Origin of the sequence: Arthrobacter sp. NQ4, assembly GCF_029077345.1 — a bacterium.
Lineage (GTDB): Bacteria > Actinomycetota > Actinomycetes > Actinomycetales > Micrococcaceae > Arthrobacter.
On record NZ_JARETC010000013.1, the window covers coordinates 70,969 to 95,769 of the forward strand.

Here is a 24,801-nt window from a genome sequence, read left to right on the forward strand (position 1 = left end):
GTACGGAAGTGGGGGCGCTCCTGGCCGCAGTCCCTACGACACAACCCCGGAATGCTGATGCCCGAGACTTTTTCAGACCATCCGCCCATGGCCGCCAGGCCTTCCGCTCCACGCCAGCGCCTCCGCTACGCACGGATCCTTGATACCGCTGCCGGGTTTGCCCGCACGGGGCTGGATGCCGTGGAACTCTCCCAGGTCGCAGAAAAAGCAGACGTGCCGCTGGGCACGCTCTACCGCTACTTTCCGTCCCCCACCCATCTGATGCTGGCGCTGTACCGGCAGCAGCTGGACGAGCTGCAGGCAGGTTCCCGCGGCTCGTCCCCGCGCTTCCGGGGCCGCGCTCTTTCCGGCCTGCTGATGGAAATCTTCCATATGCGCGTCATGCAGCCCGCGGTGGAGCAATGCCTCAGCAGGGGCGTGTACCTGCCGGACAAAGACACCACGGACCTCCTGCGCGAGATCGACGCACTCAGCGAAAAGCTCGTGGCCGGCGCCTGCGGTGACGCCGTGGGAGCACGGGTCCTCCTCCTGACGGTCACTGGTCTGGTCCAGTCCGTGCGGAACCGCCGGCTGTCGCTCTTTGAAGCGGAGGAAGACCTCAAAAAGGCCTGCGGGCGGCTGTCCCCGGAAGCCGAGGCGGCGTTAACAGTGAGTCGATCGGCGTAACTGGTCTAGACCAAAACCCCGATTAAATCCGCCATAATCACGTGATGCGGGCCACATAAACCGCTGCCAAAACGTTTTTTCAGACGCCGCGGCTGTCAAGAGGTGCCATCCGGGCAGTTCGGGACTGCCTACCATGGAGGCACAGGAGCGGCAGGGCGGAAACATCCCCGGCGTTCCCACGGACCCGCCACCCCTGGGTTTCCTGTCGCACTACTTTTCCATGCTGGGCCCGCTGCCGGGTTCCAGTCCCATGTGCCGTGCGCCCACGGCAAGCACCAGGAGACAACGACGTGTCCATTGACGCAATTACCGCCGCCGACAACTCAGCAGCCACTGCCCTGACCGAAGACGAGATCTTCAGCGCCCACCAGGGCGGCAAGCTGTCCGTCACCAGCACTGTTCCGCTGTCCAACAAGCGGGACCTGTCCATCGCCTACACCCCGGGTGTCGCCGAGGTCAGCCGCGCCATCCACGCCAAGCCCGAACTCGCCCGCACGCTGACCTGGGCCGAGCGCCTGGTGGTCGTTGTCAGCGACGGCACTGCCGTCCTGGGCCTGGGCAACATCGGTGCCAGCGCCTCGCTGCCCGTCATGGAAGGCAAGTCCGCCCTGTTCAAGACCTTTGGCGACCTTGACTCCATCCCGCTGGTCCTCAACACCACCGACGTGGACGAGATCGTCGAAACGCTGGTCCGCCTGCGCCCCAGCTTCGGCGCCGTCAACCTTGAAGACATCTCGGCTCCGCGCTGCTTCGAGCTTGAGGAAAAGCTGATCGAAGCCCTGGACTGCCCGGTCATGCATGATGACCAGCACGGCACCGCCGTCGTTGCCCTTGCCGCGCTCACCAACGCAGCCAAGGTGACCGGCCGCGGCCTGGAAGGGCTGAAGGTTGTGGTGTCCGGCGCCGGAGCGGCAGGAATCGCCGTCGCCGAAATCCTCCTCGCAGCCGGTATCACCGACGTGGTCCTGCTGGACTCCCGGGGCGTCATCAGCAGCGGCCGGGAGGACCTGGCCGCCAGCCCCGGAAGCAAGAAGGCGGACATCGCCGGCCGCAGCAACCCCCGCGGCATCACCGGCGGCCCCGCCGAAGCCCTCGCTGGAGCCGACGTGTTCATCGGCGTCTCCTCCTCCAAGCTGGACGAGGCACACCTGGCCACCATGAACCAGGACGCCATCGTCTTCGCCCTCTCCAACCCGGACCCCGAAGTCCTGCCCGAGGTTGCCGTGAAGTACGCCGCCGTCGTGGCCACGGGCCGCAGCGACTTCCCCAACCAGATCAACAACGTCCTGGCGTTCCCGGGCATCTTCCGCGGTGCGCTCGACGCAGGGGCCCGCCGCATCACGCCGGCCATGAAGCTGGCCGCGGCCCGTGCCATTGCCGAGCTTGCCGCCGAGGACCTGTCGGCGGACTACATCGTCCCCAGCCCGCTGGACCCGCGCGTGGCCCCGGCGGTTACCGCCGCCGTCGCCGCAGCGGTGGAAGCGGAGTAGGACTCCTTTCCTCCGGAACCACGACGGCGGTGCCTCCTTCCCCGAAGGAGGCACCGCCGTCGGGCGTTAAGGCGCTGAACCGGGCCACCTAGACTGGGCATCATGAGCTCCGAGACCGTGGTGACCATCCTGTGCGGCCTGGCGATCCTGGTGGGGGTGGCCGGCACGATCATTCCCGTGCTGCCCGGGAGCGTGCTGATCGGTGTCAGCCTGCTGGCGTGGGCCATCTGGGGCGGTGCCGGGACGGCGGGCTGGGTGGTGTTTGCGGTGGCCATGATTTTCGTCGCCGCGGGAATGACGGCAGGTGCCGTCCTGACCGGCAGGAAACTCAAGCAGCACGCCATTCCCAGCCGCAGCATCGTGGTGGCCTTGGTTGCGGGAGTCGTGGGGATGTTCATCATCCCCGTGGTGGGGCTCTTCGTGGGCTTTGCTGCCGGCCTGCTGGCCAGCGAGTTCCTCCGCACGCGGAACTTTACGACGGCGGCGAGGTCCAGCTGGGCCGCCCTGAAGGCCACCGGCGTGGGTATGCTCGCTGAATTCGGGCTCGCCTGCCTTGCTGCCAGCACCTGGGTGATCGGCGTGTGGATAGCAGCCGCCAACGGGTGACGCCGTTGCGCCGGCACTGCGGCGCGGGTACAACCTAGGTATGACCCAGCCAGCTTCAGCAAAAGGCCGTGCGTCGGCAGAGGATCTTGTCCACGCCTGGATGGAAAAGTACCAGGCGGCCTGGAACAGCAACGGCGCCGATGACATCCGCGCCCTGTTCACCCCTGACGCGGTCTATGAAACCCGTCCCCACGATCCGGAACCCTGGCGGGGCGACGAGGGGATCGTCGAAGGCTGGCTCGCCGCACGCGACGAGCCAGCCGACTGGACATTCAGCTGGGAGCTGCTCGGATGCGACGGCAACACCGCCTTTGTCCAGGGCGTCACCGCCTACTCGGGCGGCCGCCCCACGTATGACAACCTGTGGGTCATCAGGTTTGACGGGTCCGGCCGGGCCTCCGCCTTTACCGAATGGTTCATGGCCAGGAACTGACTGCCCTGGGGCCCGGACTGGGGAGGGGGCTCTGAACTCACGGTTAGCATTTAAGGATGAGCGCCGGGGAGACTGCACCGATCTACTGGGACAGCCGCGATCTCACCCCTTTCGGACAGGCACAGCTGCGCACTCCGGTCCGTGATCTCGCCGGGGGAGTGGGTGGCCTGCTGACCGGTGTCCTGGGTGGGCGGAACCCCGCATTGCTGTCCATCGACGGCGAGGTGCCCCGGCTCAAGCGGCTGATGCCCAAGCCTGCCAAAGCGGTCCACGAAGCCGTCTTCACCAGCCGCGAGCCGGAACGGCTGATCACCCTGGCGCGCGCCTACCCCGGATGGGCCGGGCTCTGCTACCTGATGGCCGGGCTGCTGGTGTACAAACACGGCGGCTATCTGCGTGCTTCCGAGCTCCTTCAGCGGGGGCTCACCACCAGGAACGACGATGAAGCCAACAGGTACTCCTCCACCTACCTCACCAGGATCGTCACGCGGATCGAGCTGGCTGAGCGGGTGGAGATCCCCGTCCTGTTCAGCGAGGAATCGGTGTTCCTGGCCCTGGCCCACTCGCTGCGCGAGACCGGCCGCACCGAGGCTGCGCTCGACTCGCTGACCGGGCTGCCGCCGTCGCTTCCCATGGCCCTGGCCCGCTGCTCCCTTGCCCTCAGCCTGGGCCGAAGCCGCACGGTCATCGACTGGACGGAGGGACTGCTGAACGCGGACGACCTCTCCGCTGCCCTGCTGCTGGTCCGTGCCCGTGCCCTGCGGAGGGAAGGCCGGCTGGACGCGGCCCACCAGGCGATCGCCGAGGTCCTGCGCCGCCGCAAGACGCACCTTGCGCTGCGCAATGACGCCTTGACGGACCGGGCGCTGCTGGTCCTGGAATCGAGCCGACGCTCGCTGAATCCGCGCGACTGGGGACGCCGGCGCGGTGACCCTGAACCCCAGCGGGAGCTGGAGGCTCCGGCGCCCATCCGCAAGGATGAGGAAATGCGCCGGATCTGGGAGCAGGACTGGAGGGAACTCAGCGGGGATTAGGACCCGTTGGCCTATGAGTGGTTGGCCAGGAAGGGCAACAGTTGCTCGCCGAGCAGCACAGTCCCCAGGACCACCATGATGATGCCGCTGGCCAGGGTTACCGCGCGCGCTGCGCCGGGCCTGCTCTGCAGCAGCGTGCGCGACAGCAGGGCCACCACCGTATAGACCAGGCCCGCCAGCGCCACGAACGTCATGCCCAGGAGGCCCGACTGCACCGGCACGGGCAGCGACGCATCGGCGCTGACGAACTGCGGAATGAGGGCCACATAGAAGAGCAGGCCCTTGGGGTTGATACCGCTGGTGCCCATGCCCTGCAGGAAGGTGCGCAGCTGGGTTCCCGGCCCGACGGCGGCATCCGCACTGAAGCTCGCACCGCGCCAGGAGCGCAGGGTTCCCACCCCGAGCCACAGCAGGTACCCCGCGCCGGCCAGGGTTATCCAGCCAAGGACGCCGGGCATGCCGGCCAGCACGGCGGCCAGGCCGGCCACGAGCAGGGCGGTGTGCAGGACGTAGCCGCCGCAGAGCCCGGCCACCGCGGGCACGAAACTGCGCTGCCGGAGTCCGGCCGCGATGGTGTACGCCCAGTCCACTCCAGGCGTGCAGGCCAGGGCTGCGGCCACCACCAGGAAGGCCAGGAACAGCTGCGGATTCATCGGTTTCTCCTGTCGAACGTCTCTCAGGAGCAACCATAGGAAGAATGGCACCAAAAGTGCTGTCCCTTTTTCGCCCGCCTCGCAGCAGAGGCAGTATGTTTATTGCGTGCTGGACAACATCGACAGAAATATTTTGCGACACCTTCAGGAAGATGGCCGGATGACCGCCACCGCCCTCGCCTCGAAGGTGGGCCTGACCGTGGCGCCCTGCCATCGGCGGCTGCGGGACCTGGAGCAGTCCGGAGTCATCCGCGGGTATAAGGCGGACGTTGACCCCGCCGCGGTGGGCCTGGGATTTGAGGCAATCGTCTTCGTCACGCTCCGGCAGGTGGACCGGCCCACGATGGAGATCTTCGAGAACCGGGTGGCGGACAACCCGAACATCGTGGAGGCCCAGCGGCTGTTCGGATCCCCGGACTACCTGCTCAAGGTCATCGCGGCGGACCTGCCCGCCTACCAGCGCTTCTATGACACCGAACTCACATCGCTGCCCGGCGTCGAGCGGCTGACTTCAACACTCGTCATGAAGAACCTGAAGTCCAACGCCGGACCGCCGGTCTAGGCGTGGCCCGGCGGGTCAGGGTGCGGGGAGGACGTGGACGATGATCACCTGGGTGTCCTTGCTGCCGTCGTAGCGGAGATCGTAGTTCACCACCAGCCCGGTGCCGGTCCCGGGCGTGATGGAGAAGTCGCTCTTGGAGCCGGGGTCCGCCTGGGTGCTGCTGATCCATTCCTCGGCCGCATCCGCAGCTATCCCGTACCGCTGCACGCCGTCCCTGATCAGCTCGAAGTACTCCTCGGGTGAGCCGGCGGTGAGGAAGTAGGTCACCTCGCTGAAATCCGTGCGCGAGTCCGTGGTGTTGAAACGGATCCGGTCCGTTTCGGCCGTGATCTCACCGCTGGGCGCCAGGATGCTGAGGCTGATCTTGCCTAAGTCCCGGGTGTTGATCTCCGGGCCGTAGCTGTCCTTGGTGACCCGCACTGCCTCCTTCTCAAGGCGCCCCGAACTCATGTCCAGGCGGGCCGTCCGGCTGTTGCGGATGCTTTCCACACCGGCGGCGTCAAGTGTGGAGAACGAAGAGGTTTTCACGGTGCTCCCTGCAGAAGATGAAGTGGCGGTGGTGGGATCGGCCGGAGCCGGCGCGGCGGCCTGGCAGCCGGTCAGGACAAGGAGGGACATCAGGGCACTGGCGACGGCGGCACACCGCCCGGGTGCGGCGATGCGGTGGGTGGCAGTCACTGGTGGACCTCCGCGTCGAAGCCGTCAAGGAACCGGTCCATGATACCGGGAATATTGTTGGTGGGCCGGTATTGGGCCACCCTCCCGTTGAAATCGGAACCGATAATCTGTGCAGCACCCTCGGGGTCCGTGGCCAGAAGGTGCTGGTAGGCGGGGAGGGTGTCCTGCCTGATGAGGTTCCAGCGCTGGTCCGCGTTGGCGATGTTTCCGTCCGGGAAGCCGGTGGTGAAGTCGGTGCGGAACTGGGCGGGATTGTCCCAGCTGGTGAAGGGGATGTTTTCCGGCCCCGGGCTTTCCACGCTGAAGGTGTAGGGAAACACCTCGGGGTAGCTCCTGGCTCCCGGGATGGATGGTTCCCCGGCGAGCGTGACCATGTACGTAACCGCTTCGCCTCCGGGGTGGCTGCGCATGGCGTCGTAGTCGTCCGCGATGATTTCGTTTTGTTCGCGGTAGAGGAGTGTGGTGTTGCCCTCGCGAACCTGGCTGGGATCGCCGGAATCGATCTGCGCCCACGCGTTGGCCGTGGCCTGGTCGATGGCGCCCGAGTCGCGAAGACGGTTGATCTCCGCGATGCCGCCGTCCATGTACGCCTGGTGCTGGCGGGCTTGGTCCAGGAAGATTTCCTTGTTCATGTCCAGCATGCTGGTCTCATAAAAACGGATTTCGTCGTCCGTCATGCCTGCGAGCTGTTCCAGCTGGTCAAGGACCGGGAGCGGGATGTCAGAGGCGGGGTTGTCGGTGATTTGCTGGGCCAGGTCCCGCAGCATGGCCATGTCCCGGAAACCGCCGGCGAAGGACGGGCCAATCATGTTGGCCATGCCTGCCCACTGCAGATCGGGATTGGCAAGGTAGGCGCGGCCGTAGAAGTCATAGACCTTGGCGATGGTCTCCCAGTTGTATTCCGTGCCCTTGGACGTGTCCCAGTCGGCTGGATCGATGCCCATCGCCAGCATCGCCTGCCCGTTCCAGTAGTCGTTGAGGAAGTCCTGGTACCCCTTGGAGTTCTTGCTGATGAGGCCCGAGTCCGCGGCGGCATCCATGGCGGCTTTGGCAGCTTCAGGGTTTGCCTGGGCCCACCGGCGGAACTCGTCGCTTTGCAGGTAGGCGCGCCGCTCGGCAGGCGTCATGGCGGTGAGGATATCCGTCAGGTCCTGCGCGCTTGCCCCGCCGGTCCCGCCAGCCCCGCCGGTCCCGCCAGCCCCGCCGGCTCCGGACCCGCCGGCGCCGCCCGGACCGCTGGTGCTTGCCTTCTCTTGTTCGTCCGCATTGGCCAGGAGCGTCCTGGCTGCTGATTCAAGCCCTGACGTGGCCGACCTCAGCAGTTTCGCGTGCGATGCCGTCCACTCGCTGCGGAACCTGTCGCCGTCGCGCCCTTTCCAAAGGCCGGAGCCGATGCTGCTGCCGAGCTGCTGCCCCAGGGCATTAAGCCGGTTGGCGCCGGCTGACAGCTCCTTGGCCAGTTGCCGCAGCTGCGCCACATCCGCGCCGTAAAAGTTCCCCGCCATGTTGTCCCCCTGTTGGCTCTTCCGTGCCAGCCTAGCCGGGCAGCCTGCGGGCGGCGATGGGGAGAGGTTCCCTGTGGGCCGCCGGCTATTCCGGCCGGCCTTTCAGGAGCCCGGTGGTCCGGTATGGGATGACCTCGCGAAGGAACATGCTCGTGGAGGTACGGACAATGCCCGGGCAGAGCCGGATCTCCTCGGACACCCGGTACAGATCGTCCGGGCTCTTGGCCACCACGCGGATCAGCAGGTCGGTGTCCCCGGCAGGGGCATGGCATTCCAGCACTTCCGGGATGTCGCGCAGCGCCGCGATGGCCTCGTTGAGGTGGCTCTGGTCCAGTTCAGCGCTCACGGCGGCGGCCACGCCGCGGCCCAGTGCCGCTGGGAGCACCCGGCTGCTGTTGGGGCGGAGGGCTCCGGATGCCGCCATCCGCTCCAGCCGGCTTTGGACGGTTCCCCGGGCAAGGCCCAGGCGTTGCGCGAGCACCATGATGGGAACCCGGGGATCCTCGTCAAGGGCGCTGAGGATGCGCCGGTCGGTGTCGTCCAGTTCCTGCAATCTGATCATTTCCTGTCGCTGGGAACTCCATGGATTGGTCAGTCTGACCAACTGAAGTACTGGTGGTTGTCCCAACTGTAGGGTGTCTGCTGAAATAGTGGCAACAAGGGCAAAAGCTACCGCTGGTTCCCCGCAGGCTACAGGTTCCCCGGCACACCACCCGGCCCCTGGACACCGTTTCCCGCAAGGAGGCTGCCGCTGATTGAGGCTTGTTCACACCACGCTCATTCTGCAAACACGGCAAGAGCCCCTGAGCTACCGACGCCCGGTTCCCGGAAGTCATCGGTAGCTGAGGGGCTCTTGTGTGCTTCCGTCTAGGGTTGTTCCATGACTTCCGCCGGCCGCTTTGCCCCCAGCCCATCGGGTGAACTCCATGTCGGGAACCTTCGAACCGCAATCCTCGCCTGGCTTTTCGCCCGCTCCACCGGCCGCCGATTCCTGCTGCGGGTGGAGGACCTGGACCGCGCCCGCGCCGGTGCGGAAGCCGTGCAGCTGCGTGACCTGGCGGCGGTGGGCATCACCTGGGACGGGGAGGTGGTGCGACAGACCAGCCGCGGACCCATTTACGCCGAGGCGATCAACCGGCTTCAAGCGGCGGGGCTGACCTACGAATGCTTCTGCACCCGCCGTGAAATCCAGGAGGCGCCGTCCGCGCCGCACGCTCCACAGGGGGCCTACCCCGGCACCTGCCGCAACCTGGACCGGGCAGAGCTCGACTACAAACGGTCCACCCGGCCGGCGGCCATCCGGCTGCGCGCCGACGTTGATGACTACACGGTGCAGGATGTCATGCACGGGACGTTCACCGGCGTCGTGGATGATTTCGTGCTGCGCCGGAACGACGGCGTGACCGCCTACAACCTTGCCGTTGTGGTGGATGATGCCGCGCAGGGCATTGACCAGGTGGTCCGCGGCGACGACCTGCTCCCGTCCACGCCCCGGCAGGCCTACCTGGCCTCCCTCCTGAATATTCCCGTACCGGAATATGTGCATGTGCCCTTGGTGGTGAACCGCGACGGCGTGCGGCTGGCCAAGCGCGACGGCGCGGTCACGCTGGCGGACCTTGGCCAAGCCGGCGTAACAGCCCGGGAGGTGCGGAACCTGCTGCTGGAGTCCCTGGGATTGCCCGCCGGAACACTGGACCAGGCCCTGCACGCCCTCGACCCGGCACAGTTGCCCCGCGAACCCTGGGTGTGGCCAGGGATGGAGCGTCCGCCGGCTGGCTAAGCTTGGTGGATGTCAGACGAGCAGATTCCGGCCCAGGGCCGGACGCCAACATTCACGGTGGAAACCGCCAAAGTCCTCGCCGAGGTGGCCCACAACCGGCAAAAGGACAAGCTGAAGCGGCCCTACCGGGACCACGTCCTGGCCGTCGGAGATGCCCTGGCGGACTTCGACGACGAGATCCGGATCGCGGGCTACCTTCACGACATTGCCGAGGACACGCCGATGACACGGCAGGCCCTGCTGGAGATGGGCGTCCCTGAGCGCTCCGTGGACATCATTGAGCGCGTCACCAACCGGTTGCACAGCAACCCCGACGATTACCAGTCCGGCATCCGTGAGATCGCCGAGGACCATGACGCCGCCTTGGTCAAGATCGCCGACAACGCGCATAACTCGCTGCCTGAGCGTGTCGAGGCGCTGGCGGCGAAGTGGCCGGACAAGCCTCCGGTGACCAAGTACCGGGATGCCCGGCCCGTGCTCTATGCCGCCGTGGAGGTGGACGAGGTACGGAAGATCCTGGCGCGGGTCAATCCCTGGCTGCTGGAGGAATTCGACGCGCAGCTGGACGAGGCGGACGACACTGACTACGAGAACCTCCGCTACGACACCGGACCCGGATTCCGCTCCATGTAGACCAGGAACTCCTCCGCGAACCGGCGGACGCCGTCCCATTCCGTATAGATGTAGTCCCGGCCGGTATCGGTATCCGGGCTGCCCTGGCTGCTGACGATCCTCTTCATCAATATGCGCTTCAGGAACCCGTACTGGGTGTAGAGGAGTGCACCGCCGAACATCGCCACCTTGTCCGGCCGCCAGCCGGTGCCGTCCTCGAATTCCGCGACGTTCTTTTCCGCGTCCTCCGGGTCGCCGTGGGCTGAGAGGCTGACCGAGAACAGGGCGGCCGGCAGGTTCTGCAGGGCGGGCAAGTTCCTGCGGACAAAATCGGCCACGTAGCCTTCGTGCTTTCCGGCATGGACCGAGGCGCCCACCATGACGGCGTCATAGCCGTCCGGGAGGTCGTGGTCAGCGTGCTTGAGGTCCAGTGTGTCGGCCTGGTGGCCGTGGGCCTGCAGCACGTCGGAGATGTAGTCGGCGATGCGGGCCGTCTGGCCCTCCGAGGTTCCGTACGGGATCAGGATCTTTGCCATGGGCACCACTTTGGCGGTGCGCAGCAGCCGGGCAAAGAGGCAAAGGTCCCCCACGCCCCGGCCGGAAGGCCGGCAGGCTACACCCGTCCCAGGGCTTCGATGTCCTCCAGGAAGTCCGCCTGCACCTCGGCGCTCACGGTCGTCCGGGTATCACCAATGGCGTCGAGGTAGTCCTGGGTTGAGGGACCCTTCCGGACCGCCTCCCGGACCGAAACGTCGCCTCCCGAGGCCAGCCCGCCGTCGTCGTACACTGCTTTCTCCAGGGCCCGCTGGGACGCGCTGCGGGCCGCGTACTCAATGTCCGCCGGCGAAAAGCCCTCCGTGCGTTCCACGAGCAGTTCCACGTCAACGGCGTCCACCACGGCCGCGGGGATGAAGCGCTGCCACATCGCCTCCCGCGCCTGCCGGTCCGGCAGCCCAATGGGAATGACGTAGTCGAACCGGCCGTGGCGCAGGAACGCCGAGTCCAGGGCGCGGATGAAGTTGGTGGCGCAGACCAGGAGCCTGCCGGGCTGTTCGCGGAACGCGGGGATGATCTTCAGCAGCTCGTTGGTGACGCCCTGCAGCGGCGACGGCGGATCCCCGGCACGCTGGGAGGCGATCTCCTCCACCTCGTCGATGAACACCACGGCGTGCTCCAGCTCGGCGATCTCCAGGAAGGTTTCGCGGAGCGCGCCGGCAAGCCCCTGGGGATCGCCGGCCAGCCGGGAGGGGAACACTTCCACGAACGGCCATTCGAGCCGGGACGCGATGGCCTTGGCGAAGGTGGTCTTGCCCGTGCCGGGCGGGCCGAACAGGACGACGGCGCGCGGCGGCACCACGCCGAATTCATCAGCCAGGTCCGCCTCGGCGAGCGGAAGCACCAGGCGGCGTTCGAGCAGTTCCTTTTCCTTGCGCATGCCGGCCACGTTTTCCCACAGGTCGCGGGCCAGGACGCGGCCGCCGAGCTGGCCGAGGGCGCCCAGCTCCTGGCGCTGGACCGGGATGGTGCGTTCGAAGTAGCGGAGGTTCTTCTTGAGTGCGAAGCCGCGGCCCAGGAAGGCCTCCACCCGGGTTTCGGATTCCGGCATCAGCGCCGAGAGCTTGTTCAGGCCGTGCGGGGCCATGCGGTTTTCGACGGCGGCCAACAGTGAGGTGCCGATGCCGCGGCCGCGGTACTCGGGCAGGGTGGCCAGGAACACGATCCAGCCCTGGTCGTGGGCGGCACGTCCGACGGCGGCGCCCACCACCTGCTCACCCAGCACCGCCACCACGGCGTGGTCCTTCTCGCAGGAGGCGAGGACCTCGGACAGGGCGTAGACGGGCTCGACGTTGTTGGCCTTCAGCGTCTCCCACAGGTGCAGGATGCCGTCCAGGTCAGCCGAATGGAAATCCCTGATCCGCCAGTTGGTCATGGGTCTACTCCTGTTGGTTCGTCGTTGAGCCAGCCGTGTTCGGGTCAGCGTTTGGCACCTGGAAGTGAGCTTATGCGAACCCGTCGCCCGGGAGGGTTGCGGCGGCGTTGCATGACTTCCTTTCAGAGGCCCAGCGCGTCCATGGTGTGGCGCAGGGTGTCCGCGGAGTGCCGCAGTGCCGCCAGTTCGCCGTCGTCCATGGGCGTTTCCAGGACGCGGTGCACGCCGCCGCGGCCCACCACGCTGGGCAGGGACAGGGCCACCCCGGAGATACCGTGAAGCCCCGACAGGACGGTGGAAACCGGCAGGACGGCATTGTCGTCGCGCAGGAGCGCCTCCACGATGCGGGCGCCGGACAGGCCGATGGCGTAGTTTGTGGCGCCCTTGCCGGCGATGACCTTGTAGGCGGCCTGCACCACTTCCGTGGCAGTGCCGGCGAGGTATTCGGGCGTGAAGATCCGCTCGCCGCCTTCTGTCCACTCGCGGATCGGCACCGGGCCAATAGTGGCGCCGGACCAGAGCGGGAATTCGGTGTCGCCGTGCTCGCCCACCATGCTTGCGTGGACGCTGGAGACGGAAACCCCTGCCCGGCGGGCCAGCAGCCAGCGCAGCCGGGACGTGTCCAGAACGGTGCCGGAGGAGAAGATCCGTTGCGGGGGCAGTCCGGAAATACGCTGGGCCGCCACCGTCAGGACGTCGCACGGGTTGGTCACCAGGACATAGACGGCGTCCGGTGCCCGCTCAAGCAGCGGCGGCATCAGCTGTTCCAGGATCCGCACATTGGTGCCGGCCAGGTCCAGCCGGCTCTGGCCCGGGTTCTGCTTGGCGCCGGCCGTGATGACCACGACGTCGGCGCCTTCCGTGACAGCGATATCCCCGCCGCCCGCAACCGTGGCCGACGCCGCAGCGAACTGGCTGCCATGGGCAAGGTCCAGGGCTTCCGCCTCCGCCTTGGGCGCGTTGACATCGAACAAGGCGATGCTGCTGGCCGAACCACGGATCAGTGCCGCGTATGCCAGCGAAGTGCCGACGCTGCCGGCGCCCACCACCGCGAGTTTGGATCCTGGCATGATGCCCTTCCTTCCCGGAGTCGTTGAGTGTGTCCTACCCGAAGAGTAGCGTGGCCCACATCACTCAACATCCCCTTTAGGAGCCACCATGCCACATCTGGGACGCCGGCTCGCAGCTGTTACTGCGGCGCTGGCGATGAGCGTCACCACGGGGGCCATCAGCCCCGCTTCGGCCGATCCGCGGCAGACAGACAAGGACCCCACGGCCACCGGCTACGGCGGCGCGGTCAGTACGGTGGACCCGGAAGCATCAGCGGCAGCCATCGAGGTCCTCCGCAAGGGCGGGAACGCGGTGGATGCGGCCGTTGCCGCGGCAGCCACGCTTGGAGTCACCGAGCCGTACAGCGCCGGGATCGGTGGTGGCGGCTATTTCGTCTACTACGACGCCAAGTCCGGAAAGGTCAGCACCATCGACGGCCGGGAAACGGCGCCGGCAGGAATCAAGCAGGATGCCTTCATCGATCCCGCCACCGGCAAGCCGTACCGGTTCACCCCGGAGCTCGTCACCAGTGGCGTCTCCGTGGGCGTTCCCGGTACGCCCGCCACCTGGGAGCGGGCACTGGAACGCTGGGGCAGCATCAGCCTGGGGGACGCACTGAAACCTGCCATCAAGGTGGCAGACCGCGGGTTCGTGGTGGATGAGACGTTCCGCAGCCAGACCGCAGACAACCAGGCGAGGTTCGAGGCCTTCACCTCCACCAAGGACCTGTACCTGCAGGGCGGTAAGCTGCCCGAAGTGGGCTCGGTCTTCCAGAACCACGACCTCGCGGACACCTACCGCCTGCTGGCCCGCAAGGGCATGGGCGCGTTCTACACCGGCCCGCTCGCGGAGGAAATCGCCAAGACGGTCCAGAACCCGCCCAAGTCCCCGGACACCAAGCTCCCCGTCCCGGTGGGTTCCATGACCACCGATGACCTGGCCGGCTATGAAGCCCTGGACCAGGACCCGACGCACGTGAACTACCGCGGCTATGACGTTTACGGCATGGCACCTTCAAGCAGCGGCGGCACCACGGTGGGGGAGTCGCTGAACATCCTGGACGTGTTCGACCTGCCGGCACTGAAGAATGACCAGCCGGCCGTGCTGCACCACTATCTGGAGGCCAGCGCCCTGGCCTTCGCGGACAGGGGAAAATATGTGGGTGACCCCGCCTTCGTGGACGTGCCCACCGAAGCGCTGACCGATCCCGTCTTCGGCAAGGAACGCGCCTGCGAGCTTGACCCCAACCATGCGGCACCCAAACCCGTGAAGCCCGGCAACGTCACCTCCTACGACGGAAGCTGCCCGGCGGAACCGGCCGCGCTCGCCGATGAGAAGGACACGGAGAACATCTCCACCACCAACATGACCGTCTCGGACAAGTGGGGCAACGTGGTGGAGTACACGCTGACCATTGAACAGACCGGCGGCTCCGGCATGGTTGTTCCCGGCCGCGGGTTCCTGCTCAACAACGAGCTCACCGACTTCTCCACGGTTTACAGCGCCGAGGACCCCAACCGGATTGAGCCGGGCAAGCGGCCGCGGTCGTCCATGTCGCCCACCATCCTGCTCGAGGACGGCAAGCCGTTCCTGGCACTGGGCTCCCCGGGCGGCTCCACCATCATCACCACGGTCCTGCAGACCATCGTCAACCGCATTGACCTGGGCATGAGCATCCCGGATGCCATTGCGGCCCCCCGGGCTTCCCAGCGGAACACCGAGAAGGTAACCGCAGAGCCGGCGTTCATCGACAAGTACGGCCCGGCCCTGACGTCCCGGTTCGGCCACATCCTGACGCCGTCGGGTGACTCGTTCACGTCCGCCTCGGAGATCGGGGCCGCCACCGCCATCGAGTTCCTCGACGACGGACGGACCCTGGCCGCAGCCGAGCCGGTCAGGCGCGGCGGCGGATCAGCCATGGTGGTCAAGCCGTCCAAGTGACGGGGTGAGCCACCTTTAAACCCCGACGGCGGCACTTGGGTTCCGGACTTCCAGAACCCAGGTGCCGCCGTCGGACGTTTAAGGCAGTTACTTCTTGAAGGTGTCAGCCGCCGCGTTGGCCACCACCGGGGACGTCCCGGTGAAGCCTTCGCGGGTTTCGGCGATTTGGCGGATGCGGTGGCGGCAGGCGTACCAGCCGAGGACCATGAGGACGGACGCGATGGCGGTGACGAGCATGGTCAGGGGTGAGTCGATGAAGACCATGATGAGGACGCCGACGAGGAAGAGCAGGGAGAGGTAGCCGGTGTAGGGGGCGCCGAACATCCGGAAGGAGGGGCGTTCGACCCAGCCTTTGTCGGCCCAGCGTTTGAGCTGGATCTGGCACAGCACGATGGTGGCCCAGGTCATGATGATGCCGACGGAGGCGATGTTCAGGACGATTTCGAAGGCTTCGGCCGGGACGAGGTAGTTCAGCGGGACCCCGAGGAGGGAGACGACGGCGGTGATGGCGATGCCGCCGTACGGGACGCCTGCCTTGTTCATGCGGGAGGCGAACTTGGGCGCGGAGCCGTTGACGGACATGGAACGCAGGATCCGGCCCGTGGAGTAGAGCCCGGCGTTCAGGGAGGACAGGGCTGCGGTGAGGACCACGAGGTTCATGATGACGTCCACGCCCTGGACGCCGATGGAGCCGAAGAACGTCACGAAGGGGCTGACGCCTTTTTGGTAGGAGGTGAAGGGCAGCAGCAGGGCCAGGAGGATCACGGAGCCGACGTAGAACACGGCGATGCGGAAGACCACGGAGTTGATGGCCTTGGGCATGATTTTTTCGGGGTTCTCGGTTTCGCCGGCGGCGGTGCCGACGAGTTCGATGGAGGCGTAAGCGAACAGGACGCCCTGCATGAGGATGATCATGGGCAGCAGGCCGTTGGGGAAGATCCCGCCGTTATCGGACAGGAGGCTGATGCCGACCTGCTGGCCGTCCACGGGGGTGCCGAAGATGACGAAGTAGGTGCCGATGATGAGGAAGGCGACGAGGGCGGCGACCTTGATCAGGGCGAACCAGAATTCCATTTCGCCGAAGACCTTCACGGAGACCAGGTTCAGGGCCAGGACCACGACGAGGGCGGTCAGTGCCCAGGCCCACTGCGGGACATCGGCCATCCAGGGGACGTAGTTGCCGAAGAAGTGCATGTAGAGGGCGGCGGCGGTGATGTCCACGATGGTGGTGGTGGCCCAGTTGATCCAGTAGAACCAGCCGGAGACGAACGCGGCTTTTTCACCGAAGAATTCACGGGCGTAGGAAACGAACGAGCCCGAGGAAGGCCGGTGCAGGACCAGTTCGCCCAGCGCGCGCAGGATCAGGAACGCGAAGAACCCGCACACCGCGTACGCGATGACCAGGGACGGGCCCGCGGCGTTGAGACGGCCGCCGGCGCCCAGGAACAGGCCGGTACCGATCGCACCGCCAATCGCGATCATCTGGATCTGCCGCGGCTTCAGGTTCTTGTGGTAACCCTTGTCCTCCGCGTGCAGGGAGGTCTCGGACGCATGCGCGTGACCACCATCAATCAAGTGGTCTGGAAGGGGAGTATTAGTCATGGGGGTGTCCTTCGGGGAGCAGTTGGGGGACTACTTGCTGAGGTTTGCCAGGCGTTCGGGGCTCAGGAGTTCCTGGAGCTGGGCGTCGGTGAGGAGCCCGTGTTCCAGGACCAGCTCGGCCACGCCCTTGCCGGTGGCAAGTGCTTCCTGCGCGATGGCCGTGGCCGTGGTGTAGCCGAGGTGGGGGTTCAAAGCGGTGACCAGGCCGATGGACTGCTCCACGGTGCGGCGCAGGTGGTCGGTGTTGGCGGTGATTCCCCGGATGCAGCGGGCCGTAAGGGTGCGGCAGGCTGCCTCGAGGTGGGAGATGCTCTTGTGGAGGCTGTGGACAATGATCGGTTCGAAGGCGTTGAGCTGCAGCTGCCCGGCCTCGGCGGCCATGGTGATGGTGACGTCGTTGCCGATCACCTCGTAGGCCACCTGCGAGACCACCTCCGGGATGACCGGGTTGATCTTGCCGGGCATGATGGAGGAGCCGGACTGCACGGCCGGCAGGTTGATTTCACCGAAGCCGGCACGCGGGCCGGAGGAGAGCAGGCGCAGGTCGTTGCAGATCTTGGACAGCTTCACGGCAACGCGCTTGAGCACGCCGGACAGGTGCACGAAGGCGCCCACGTCCTGGGTGGCTTCGATGAGGTCCACGGCGGTCACCAGGGGCAGCCCGGTGATCTCCGCCAGGTGCCGGCAGGCTGTTGCGGCGTAGCCGGCAGGGGCGTTCAGGCCGGTGCCGATGGCGGTGGCGCCGAGGTTGATCTCGTGGATCAGCAGCTCGGCCTCCGCCAGGCGCAGCCGGTCCTCGCCGATGGTCACGGCGTAGCTGCCGAACTCCTGGCCCAGGGTCATGGGCACGGCGTCCTGGAGCTGGGTGCGGCCCATCTTCACAACGGTGCGGAATTCCAGTGCCTTGGCAGCGCAGGCATCCTCGAGTTCTTCGAGGGCTGCCAGCAGTTCCCGGGCGGCGAAAATGGTGCCCAGCTTCACGGCCGTGGGGTACACGTCGTTGGTGGACTGGCTGAGGTTGACGTGGTCGTTGGGGTGCAGCCGGGCGTAGTCGCCCTTGGGGTGTCCCAGGATTTCCAGGGCCCGGTTGGCGATGACCTCGTTGGCGTTCATGTTCGACGACGTCCCGGCACCGCCCTGGACGACGTCCACCACGAACTGGTCGGCCAGGCGGCCGGCCATGACGTCCTGGCATGCCTGCTCGATGGCGTCGGCGCGTTCGGCGTCCAGCAGGCCGAGCTCGCGGTTGGTGCGGGCGGCGGCCAGTTTCACGGCGGCAAGCCCGCGGACCAGGTGCATGTTGGAGGACAGCTTCTGGCCGGTGATGGGAAAGTTCTCCACGGCGCGGAGCGTGTGCACGCCCCAGTAGGCGTGCACGGGCACGTCCCGGTCGCCGAGGAGGTCGTGCTCGGACCGGACCTGTGCGGGTGCGGCGGTTTCGATGGTTGTCATGGTGTCCTTACAGGGCTTCGTTGACGGGTGCGGACAAGTGATTCAGGAAGTCGGTGGCCAGCAGCCGGCCCACCTCGTGGCCGCCGCCCAGCACCGGGGCCGTGGCGATGCCGGCAAGCGGCTCCGTCTCCACGCCCAGCGCCTCCAGCAGGCGGACGGTGGCGGGCATCCGGGCGCGGTCGCCGCCGTCGGAAATCTTGACGGCCACGGCACTGCCGTCGGGCAGGCCCACCAGCTGCACGCCTTCAAAGCCGTCCTTGGCCACGGCCCCGGGAAGCAGGCGCATCAGTGCGGTGACGTCGCGGCCGTCCCCGGCCACCATCCCGGGGTGCTGCTGCATGGCGAGCCCGACGGCGGCTTCCGGGCTGCCGTCGTCGTCCGCTGCAGCCTGGGCGATCCGGCCGAAGGCGCGGGCCATGCCGCGCAGCGTGAGGGCGAACAAGGGAGTGCCGCAGCCGTCGGTGCTGACGGCGGCCGGCTCCTCGCCGGTGAGGTCGGTGACGGTCCGGGCCACCAGCTGCTGCAGCGGATGGGAGGCATCGAGGTAGCCCTGGACGGGCCACCCGTTGATCAGGCAGGTGGCCACCATGGCAGCGTGCTTTCCGGAGCAGTTCTGGGTGATCCGGGTAGCGCTGCCGCCGGTGCGGAGCCAGTCTTCCCGTTCGACCGTGCCGTAGGGCAGGTCGGTGCTGTTTTCCAGGTCCGTGGGGGCAAGTCCGTGCACTTCGAGGATGCGCAGCGCGCCGTCGCGGTGTTCTGCCGCACCTGAATGGCTTGCCGCGGCCAGTGCCAGGAGGTCGGCGGGAAGCTCAAGGCCGGCGCGGACCATGGCCACTGCCTGGAGGGGTTTGAGCGCTGACCGGGGGTAGAACGGTGCCAGGGGGTCCCCTGCCGATGCCGCCACTGTGCCGTCCGCCGCGAGGGCAAGCGCGGAGCCGTAGTGGACACTTTCCACGAGGCCGTCACGGACGGCGGCGACCAGTGGGGTGTGCTGCGGCAGGGACAGCCCGGCCGGGGCAGCAGTGTGGGCAGCAGAAAACACGGGGGATGGCATGGGGTCCTTGGGAGGGTTGGTTGGATCTTGCTAGCTGTTGAGGATGGAGTCCAGGGCCACGCCCACGGCCTCCAGGTGGTGGGCCATGGCGGCGCGGGCCTCTTCCGCGGAGCCTGTCTCGATGGCGGCAAGGATCTGCTGGTGCTCAATATCGGAAGCATGTTGGCGGTCTGCCACCATGTTCAGGGTCTCGGATTGATGCGCCAGCGCGTCCCGGATGTCAGCCACGACGCTTGCGAACACTTTGTTGCCGCTGGCGCGGGCGATGGTGGCGTGGAAGGTGGAGTCCAGGGCTACCCAGGATTCGGGATCCGTTTCGGTGGCCATGGCACCCATGATGTGGCGGAGGGTGTCCAGTTCCTCCTCCGTTCGACGCTCTGCGGCCAGTCCGGCGGCGGGAATTTCGATGTGGGGGCGGGCTTCGGTAAGGTCGCGGGCGGAGTACTGGCCCAACGTGAGGTCGTTGGCCACCTTGCTGGCAATGACAAAGGTGCCCTTGCCGGTCCGGGTGACCGTCAGGCCCAGGGCGGTGCAGGAGCGGAGGGCTTCCCGGATCACCGAGCGGCTTACTCCGTACTGCTGCGAGAGGGTGGCCTCGGAGCTGAGTTTGCTCCCCACCGGGATGTTGCCCGTTTCGATGTCTTGGCGGATGGCGTTGAACACCGCCTCGGCAGCGCTCAGCCGGGCAAGGGGGCGGAACGATGCAGGCTGTCCTGCTGTCCGGCTGTCTGACAGGTCCACGCCTTAAATATGGCACTGGTCACAGTTGCTGTCAAACCCTTCTATGAATTCGGGCCCTTGTCCCGCCCTTGGCTGGCCGGGCGCCGCCGTTGCTGCCGCCGTCGTGAACGGACATGCCAGGCGACGAGCGCCGCCACCGCCACTAAGGCGATCACGACGGCGAGGTCCCGGCCCACTGCCTGGGCGACGGTCTCGTACGAGTTGCCGGCGAGGAAGCCCAGCAGGACGAAGCCGATGCCCCAGGCCACGCCGCCCGCAGCGTTGTAGGCGATGAAGCGGCCGTAGGGCATCCGGGACGTGCCGGCCAGGGCGGGCATGACGGCGCGGAAAAAGGCGGTGAAGCGGCCCAGGAACACAGCGGACCCGCCTCTGCGCCGGAGGAAGTCCTGAGCGTTTTCCAGCCTCCCGGAGTGGCGGGCCAGCAGCCTCGTCTTCATAAGCCGGCCGCCCAGGTGCTTGCCCACCTCGTAGCCCACGCTGTCGCCGATGACGGCCGCGCACACCACCAGGGCCATCATGGTGCCCAGCTGCACTTCGCCCCGGCTGGCCACCACTCCGCCCAGGACGGCGGCGGTTTCACCGGGGATGACGAAGCCCACGAACAAGGCGTCCTCCGCGAATACCAGGCAAAAGACGGCGATGTACGCCACAAGCGGGCTGACGTTCAGGAGTCCGTCAATGAAGCCCGTCATGACAGTGGATCAGGCCTGGGGTGCCGGGACGGGGCCCAGTTTCGCCAGGAACGGTATGCGGGCCAGCAGCGCCAGGCCAAACCGGTTCCACAAGCCTGTCAGGAACGCCGCACCGGTGGCTGCCGTGAGGAAGGACGCCGTGACGTCGGTGGGATAGTGCACCCCGAGGTAGACGCGCGAGAATGCGACGGCAACCGCCACGACGATCCCGATAATGGCCGCGGGCCGCTGCCACTTGGTGCCGCGGGCCAGCAGGTAGACGGAGATGGCCAGCGCGGAGGCCAGTGCCACGTGTCCGCTCGGGAAGCTGTCCGTTCCCGGTTCGGGGATCAGCGGGTTGAACAGGGCGGTGGAGTCCGGCCGGTGCCTGGCCACGAGTACTTTGAACAGTTCGCTGCTGACCCAGCCTCCCGCAGCGACGAGCCCTGTGGCAACCGCGTTGACAGGACTCCGGCGTACCAGCAGCAGGTACAGGCACAGGGCGGCGATCATCAGCACGCCCCCTGCCGGGCTGAACACCACATTGATGAACATGGCCACACCCGTCAGCGGCGCCGTGTGGTCATGGCTTAGCTCGGCATCCACGGACATGTCCGCGGACGTCAGCGCCGGAATGAACCGCAGGGCCAGGCCGGCGGCCACGATCAGGACAGCCGCCGTGACCGGCACGGCAATCCAGTGCCGGAGCTGGGGCAGGGCCGCCATGCGTACGGCTGCAGCCTCTGCTGGGGATGCCGCCCCGGGGGTGCGGTTGGTGTGGGACGTCAAGGTTCAGCCTGGTTCTTTCGCCGGTCCGGGTACCTACGAGTATGCGCCCGCGTGGCTGAAAGAACCCTGTGAACTCGGTTGCGATTTCACCCGGCCTGAACCGCTCGTGCCCGGCCCTCGATGTCACGGAGGATGCTGAACAGCTGAACAACTTTCTCGTCTCCAAACAGGACGTCCGGCCCCGAGGGGGCCAGTTCGTTGTAGGGCGAATCGAAGAGTGCGGACGGTGGAACCCTGCCGTTGTCCACAAGGTGGTTGGTCAGGACCTGTAGGAAGTCGAGCTGCTGTGAGGTGAGGGTGGTCCCGGCAACAAAATCTTCCAGAGCTTCCTGCACTGCCTCACGGTCCAGGCCGACAAGGGACCGCACGTAGAGCCCAAGCCCATCAGCGGCTGCACGGGTGAGGTCCTCGGGTGTGCCCAGCCCGCTTTCCAGCAGGATCCGCTCGAGCTCGGAAAGGTCCAGTGCGGTCAGCTGCTTGTTGCGGCGGAGCCGCTGGATGGAGGCGTGCTCCTGGTACTGGTCCAGATACTGGCGGATCTTGTCGCGGTACCGGGCCAAGTCCACGTGGCCGTTGCTGGCGCCGGCAAGCTCAATTTCCTCCAGCTCGCCCAGTTCATCCTGGAAGTGGGTATAGACGACGTTACGCCGGCGCTTCTCGATCAGGTGCACCAGCTCGCGCAGCTTCAGCCGGATCACTTCCAGCCACTCGACTGAAACAGATTCCCACTCCTCGTCATTGAGGATTGCTTCCACCAGCTGGAGTTGCGCTGCGATGGCGGGGACGTTCGGCTGGTCCTGCAACGCCGCGGCTACTGCCTGGACTTTGGTCCGCAACGGCCCAAGAGGCTTGCCCTGCAGCGATGCCAGCTCGGTTTGAAGCATGAGGAAGTCGAAGCGCTTTGCCTCTTCGGTGTCGGGCAGGGCGCCTATGGAAGCGAGTCTGGCCACGCGGGTTTCCAACGCCTCGAAGTCTTCGATATCCAAGTCGTCCCATGTCTCTGGTTCGGCAAACCGGTCCACCCATTTGCGGGCGGGTTTGACCAGGAAGTTGTCGCGGGGCAGCCGGTCCACGGTGTGTTGGAGGGACTTTCTCAGATCGATCACGAAGGGAACGTTCGCGTCCCAGGTGAGGTCCGCCGTTGTCCGCAGCAGCTGGACGCGGGTAGCGAAGGTGCTTTCTGCGAGGGACTTTCCCACTGAACCCTCGTTGCCCGCCATGCCCGCATTGAAGAACTCCGCGTTGCGGCACAGGTCGAAGATGAAGAAGTCTTCCTTGTCTTCGCCCAGTCCGTAGAGGTTGGGGCAAAGCCGGGTGCCGCGGCCCACCATCTGCCAGAACTTGGTCTTGGACCGGACCATTTTGAAGAAGACAAGGTTAACGGCCTCGGGAACGTCGATGCCGGTGTCCAGCATGTCCACGGAGATCGCGATATGCGGATTCTTATCGCGCTCCGAAAAGGCATCAATCAGGTTTTGGGCGTACTTGACCTGGTGGGTGATGACTCTGGCGAAGTGGCCTTTCAGGTGCGGGTAGTTCTTGTCGAAACGTTCTTCAATGAACTGGGCGTGAAGGTTGTTCTTGGCGAAGATGATGGTCTTGCCCAGCCGGTCCCCACCGGCGACCCTGTGGCCGTGCGTCATGAGGACTTCCAGCGCCTTGTCCACAGTGTCCGCATTGAAGAGCCAGGAGTTCAGGGCGTTGGCGTCCACGGAGTCCGGGATTTCGCCTTCCTCATCCCATTCAAGGTCGTCCCAATGCTCCTTTTCGGCTTCGGGAAGGTCGTCGTAGGAAATCCCTTCGTACGGGAACTTCAGCGGGACCGGAACCACTCGCGGTGGAACAAGATACCCCGCATCAATGGCCTCATTAAGTTCGTACGCGAACGTGGGGACGTTGTCTTCAATGCCAAAAAGACTGTAGGTGTTGCGGTCCACTTCCGACTGAGGAGTGGCGGTAAGCCCGACCAGAAGTGAGTCGAAGTAGCTGAAGATGGCGCGGTACTTCTGGTACACCGAGCGATGCGCCTCATCCACCACAATGAGGTCATAGTGGCCAATGCCGAACCTGCGCTTTCCCAGCTTTCCCTCGGTCTGGTTGATGAGGTTCATCATTGTGGGGTACGTGGCCACGTGGATGCGGCTGTCCGCCTCTTCGCCGGAACCCAGAATGACGGGCCCCGAGCCGGGCAAGTGGGTCTTGAAGGCGTTGGCGGCCTGCTTCACCAGGGCTACGCGATCCGCGAGGAAAAGGACGCGCTTGGCCCAGTTCGCTTCCTGCAACAGTTTGGTGAGCGCGACGACGGTACGCGTTTTGCCGGTCCCCGTCGCCATGACCACCAGTGCCTTGCGTTCAAACTGGTTCTCGTAGGCTTCCGCCACCGATCGGATGGCGTTGTGCTGGTAGGGACGTTCGACGATGGCATCGTCAATCTGCTCCTGCGCCAGAGGCTTGCGTGTCTGCCTCCGGTTGACGAGGAGCTGCAGCTGGTCGCGGGTGTGGAAGCCCTGGACCTTCCGTTCCGGGTACATGAAGTCGTCCCAGATCCAGGTGTCGTAGCCCGAGGTGTAGTAGATGACGGGCCGCCGGTTGTACCGGCGCTCGAGGCAGTCCGCGTACAGCTTGGCTTGCTGCTTTCCTACGTGTGGGTCCTTGGTGGTGCGCTTGGCTTCGACGACGGCGAGCGGCAGCCCGTCCGCACCCCAGAGGACGTAGTCCACGTAGCCGGTACCGGCCAGGGCGCCGCTGGCGGTGGGCATGGTGTCCACCTGGAATTCCCGGTCTTCCGGGTTGTCGAGCGGCCATCCGGCCTCGTTGAGGTCCCAGTCGATGAGGTGCCGGCGGGTCAACGCTTCGTCGTAGTCGTGCAGGTCCGGGACTTTTTGGTTCTGTTGCTTTGTGGCGGCGACTTCGGCCCGGAGCTGCTGCAGTTGTGCTTCCAGGCTTGCCGATTTTTCGGCTTCGCTTGCATGGGCCTCGCGGCTGGTCTTGAGTTGCTCTTCGAGTTTCTGCAGTTGTTCGGGGGTTTGCTGCGGGGACGGTGCTGCGGTCGCGGGGGCGAGGCGGCCGGTGTCGAACGCTAACGACGGCGGCATTTGGCTGCCGCCCTTCGCGTAGTTCCGGGCGAGCCAGTAGCAGACGTGGTGCAGTTCCCGTAGGACGATCTCCGCGCCTTGGGCGCTGGGGTTGACTGGGTTGTGCACAGCGTTGTTTCCGGCTTTGCGGATGATGGTGAGCTTGCTTCCGATGGCGCCGCCCACCAAAGCCTTGAACGATGGTTCGTTCAGAAGAGCGTTGAGGTCTTCCTTATAGGGGAGGGTGAGTGTGCGCTCCGCCTTGTAGAGCCACTCGACCAGCCGCTCAAGGGTGTACCGGGAATAGAACATCGAAGCCCGAGGGTCGATGCGGGCGAACTTCTCGGCCCGGCGGGCGTGCTGGGCCAAGTCTGGCCAGTCGTCCAGCATGAAGCCAAAGTTGCTGTTCACTGCCGCTGCCCCCATGCAGCCTTCTCCGATCCCACGATGCGACGTTTGGCACTAGTCAACCACGCCT

Annotated in this window: 23 protein-coding genes; 9 read left to right on the plus strand and 14 right to left on the minus strand. The window is 66.2% G+C overall.

Annotated elements, in window-relative coordinates; translation table 11 throughout:
- The first annotated feature begins 57 nt into the window (after window positions 1–57).
- The 5 genes from PUN51_RS18055 (at window position 58) to PUN51_RS18075 (ending at window position 4,229) form a co-directional block, all read left to right on the plus strand.
- Entirely contained in the window at window positions 58–666 is a 609-nt protein-coding gene (locus PUN51_RS18055; RefSeq protein WP_275181987.1) for a TetR/AcrR family transcriptional regulator, read from the plus strand.
- Window positions 667–956: 290 nt separating this feature from the next.
- Entirely contained in the window at window positions 957–2,156 is a 1,200-nt protein-coding gene (locus PUN51_RS18060; RefSeq protein ID WP_275181988.1) for an NAD(P)-dependent malic enzyme, read from the plus strand.
- 102 nt (window positions 2,157–2,258) lie between these two features.
- The gene (locus tag PUN51_RS18065; RefSeq protein WP_275181989.1) at window positions 2,259–2,762 is read left to right on the plus strand and encodes a DUF456 domain-containing protein; all 504 of its coding nucleotides are present in this window, start codon (window positions 2,259–2,261) and stop codon (window positions 2,760–2,762) included.
- 40 nt (window positions 2,763–2,802) lie between these two features.
- Window positions 2,803–3,195 (plus strand): nuclear transport factor 2 family protein, encoded by a 393-nt coding sequence (locus PUN51_RS18070; protein ID WP_275181990.1) that lies wholly within the window; start codon window positions 2,803–2,805, stop codon window positions 3,193–3,195.
- Window positions 3,196–3,251: 56 nt separating this feature from the next.
- Window positions 3,252–4,229, plus strand: a complete 978-nt coding sequence (locus tag PUN51_RS18075) for a hypothetical protein (protein WP_275181991.1) — start codon at window positions 3,252–3,254, stop codon at window positions 4,227–4,229.
- An 11-nt stretch (window positions 4,230–4,240) separates the two neighbouring features.
- On the opposite strand, the gene PUN51_RS18080 is transcribed toward PUN51_RS18075, so the two are convergent.
- Complete coding sequence (locus tag PUN51_RS18080) at window positions 4,241–4,882, minus strand: LysE family translocator (RefSeq protein WP_255173671.1); 642 nt, start codon at window positions 4,880–4,882, stop codon at window positions 4,241–4,243.
- Between the two features lie 106 nt (window positions 4,883–4,988).
- On the opposite strand from PUN51_RS18080, the gene PUN51_RS18085 reads away from it, so the two are divergent.
- The gene (locus PUN51_RS18085) at window positions 4,989–5,444 is read left to right on the plus strand and encodes an Lrp/AsnC family transcriptional regulator (protein WP_082006995.1); all 456 of its coding nucleotides are present in this window, start codon (window positions 4,989–4,991) and stop codon (window positions 5,442–5,444) included.
- A 15-nt stretch (window positions 5,445–5,459) separates the two neighbouring features.
- On the opposite strand, the gene PUN51_RS18090 is transcribed toward PUN51_RS18085, so the two are convergent.
- The 3 genes from PUN51_RS18090 to PUN51_RS18100 all read right to left on the minus strand — a co-directional run bounded on the left by PUN51_RS18090 (window position 5,460) and on the right by PUN51_RS18100 (window position 8,189).
- Window positions 5,460–6,122, minus strand: a complete 663-nt coding sequence (locus tag PUN51_RS18090; RefSeq protein ID WP_374114976.1) for a hypothetical protein — start codon at window positions 6,120–6,122, stop codon at window positions 5,460–5,462.
- Entirely contained in the window at window positions 6,119–7,627 is a 1,509-nt protein-coding gene (locus PUN51_RS18095; protein WP_275181992.1) for a WXG100 family type VII secretion target, read from the minus strand. The genes PUN51_RS18090 and PUN51_RS18095 overlap by 4 nt, the downstream gene beginning before the upstream one ends.
- Before the next feature lie 85 nt (window positions 7,628–7,712).
- On the minus strand, window positions 7,713–8,189 hold the full coding sequence (locus PUN51_RS18100) for an Lrp/AsnC family transcriptional regulator (protein ID WP_275181993.1): 477 nt from the start codon (window positions 8,187–8,189) through the stop codon (window positions 7,713–7,715).
- A 318-nt stretch (window positions 8,190–8,507) separates the two neighbouring features.
- Here PUN51_RS18100 and gluQRS point away from each other — a divergent pair, with 318 nt between their 5' ends.
- Entirely contained in the window at window positions 8,508–9,407 is a 900-nt protein-coding gene (gluQRS, locus tag PUN51_RS18105) for a tRNA glutamyl-Q(34) synthetase GluQRS (RefSeq protein WP_275181994.1), read from the plus strand.
- A 9-nt stretch (window positions 9,408–9,416) separates the two neighbouring features.
- Window positions 9,417–10,040, plus strand: a complete 624-nt coding sequence (locus tag PUN51_RS18110) for an HD domain-containing protein (RefSeq protein ID WP_224023703.1) — start codon at window positions 9,417–9,419, stop codon at window positions 10,038–10,040.
- Here PUN51_RS18110 and PUN51_RS18115 read toward each other — a convergent pair.
- The 3 genes from PUN51_RS18115 to PUN51_RS18125 form a co-directional block, all read right to left on the minus strand.
- Window positions 10,007–10,555 (minus strand): flavodoxin domain-containing protein, encoded by a 549-nt coding sequence (locus PUN51_RS18115; protein WP_275181995.1) that lies wholly within the window; start codon window positions 10,553–10,555, stop codon window positions 10,007–10,009. The two genes, PUN51_RS18110 and PUN51_RS18115, sit on opposite strands and share 34 nt — an antisense overlap.
- A gap of 77 nt (window positions 10,556–10,632) precedes the next feature.
- Window positions 10,633–11,949 (minus strand): ATP-binding protein, encoded by a 1,317-nt coding sequence (locus PUN51_RS18120; RefSeq protein ID WP_275181996.1) that lies wholly within the window; start codon window positions 11,947–11,949, stop codon window positions 10,633–10,635.
- A 122-nt stretch (window positions 11,950–12,071) separates the two neighbouring features.
- A complete protein-coding gene (locus tag PUN51_RS18125; protein WP_159629711.1) occupies window positions 12,072–13,019 on the minus strand; it encodes an L-lactate dehydrogenase in 948 nt (315 codons plus the stop codon).
- An 88-nt stretch (window positions 13,020–13,107) separates the two neighbouring features.
- Here PUN51_RS18125 and ggt point away from each other — a divergent pair, with 88 nt between their 5' ends.
- Entirely contained in the window at window positions 13,108–14,940 is a 1,833-nt protein-coding gene (gene ggt, locus PUN51_RS18130; RefSeq protein ID WP_224023694.1) for a gamma-glutamyltransferase, read from the plus strand.
- Window positions 14,941–15,027: 87 nt separating this feature from the next.
- Here the strand turns inward: ggt and PUN51_RS18135 are convergent, their stop codons facing one another.
- The 7 genes from PUN51_RS18135 to PUN51_RS18165 all read right to left on the minus strand — a co-directional run bounded on the left by PUN51_RS18135 (window position 15,028) and on the right by PUN51_RS18165 (window position 24,749).
- Window positions 15,028–16,542 (minus strand): amino acid permease, encoded by a 1,515-nt coding sequence (locus PUN51_RS18135; RefSeq protein ID WP_275181997.1) that lies wholly within the window; start codon window positions 16,540–16,542, stop codon window positions 15,028–15,030.
- Window positions 16,543–16,572: 30 nt separating this feature from the next.
- Window positions 16,573–17,994, minus strand: coding sequence for an aspartate ammonia-lyase (locus PUN51_RS18140; RefSeq protein ID WP_224023690.1), 1,422 nt, complete (start codon window positions 17,992–17,994; stop codon window positions 16,573–16,575).
- Window positions 17,995–18,001: 7 nt separating this feature from the next.
- Entirely contained in the window at window positions 18,002–19,048 is a 1,047-nt protein-coding gene (locus tag PUN51_RS18145) for an asparaginase (RefSeq protein WP_275181998.1), read from the minus strand.
- Between the two features lie 30 nt (window positions 19,049–19,078).
- Window positions 19,079–19,789: a FadR/GntR family transcriptional regulator gene (locus PUN51_RS18150; RefSeq protein WP_275181999.1), complete on the minus strand. Its 711-nt coding sequence runs from the start codon at window positions 19,787–19,789 to the stop codon at window positions 19,079–19,081.
- Window positions 19,790–19,830: 41 nt separating this feature from the next.
- Window positions 19,831–20,481 carry a DedA family protein gene (locus tag PUN51_RS18155; protein ID WP_224023684.1) on the minus strand — a complete coding sequence of 217 codons (651 nt, stop codon included), beginning with the start codon at window positions 20,479–20,481 and terminating at the stop codon, window positions 19,831–19,833.
- Window positions 20,482–20,490: 9 nt separating this feature from the next.
- The gene (locus PUN51_RS18160) at window positions 20,491–21,249 is read right to left on the minus strand and encodes a phosphatase PAP2 family protein (protein WP_275182000.1); all 759 of its coding nucleotides are present in this window, start codon (window positions 21,247–21,249) and stop codon (window positions 20,491–20,493) included.
- Between the two features lie 86 nt (window positions 21,250–21,335).
- The gene (locus PUN51_RS18165) at window positions 21,336–24,749 is read right to left on the minus strand and encodes a DEAD/DEAH box helicase family protein (protein WP_275182001.1); all 3,414 of its coding nucleotides are present in this window, start codon (window positions 24,747–24,749) and stop codon (window positions 21,336–21,338) included.
- Window positions 24,750–24,801: the final 52 nt, after the last annotated feature.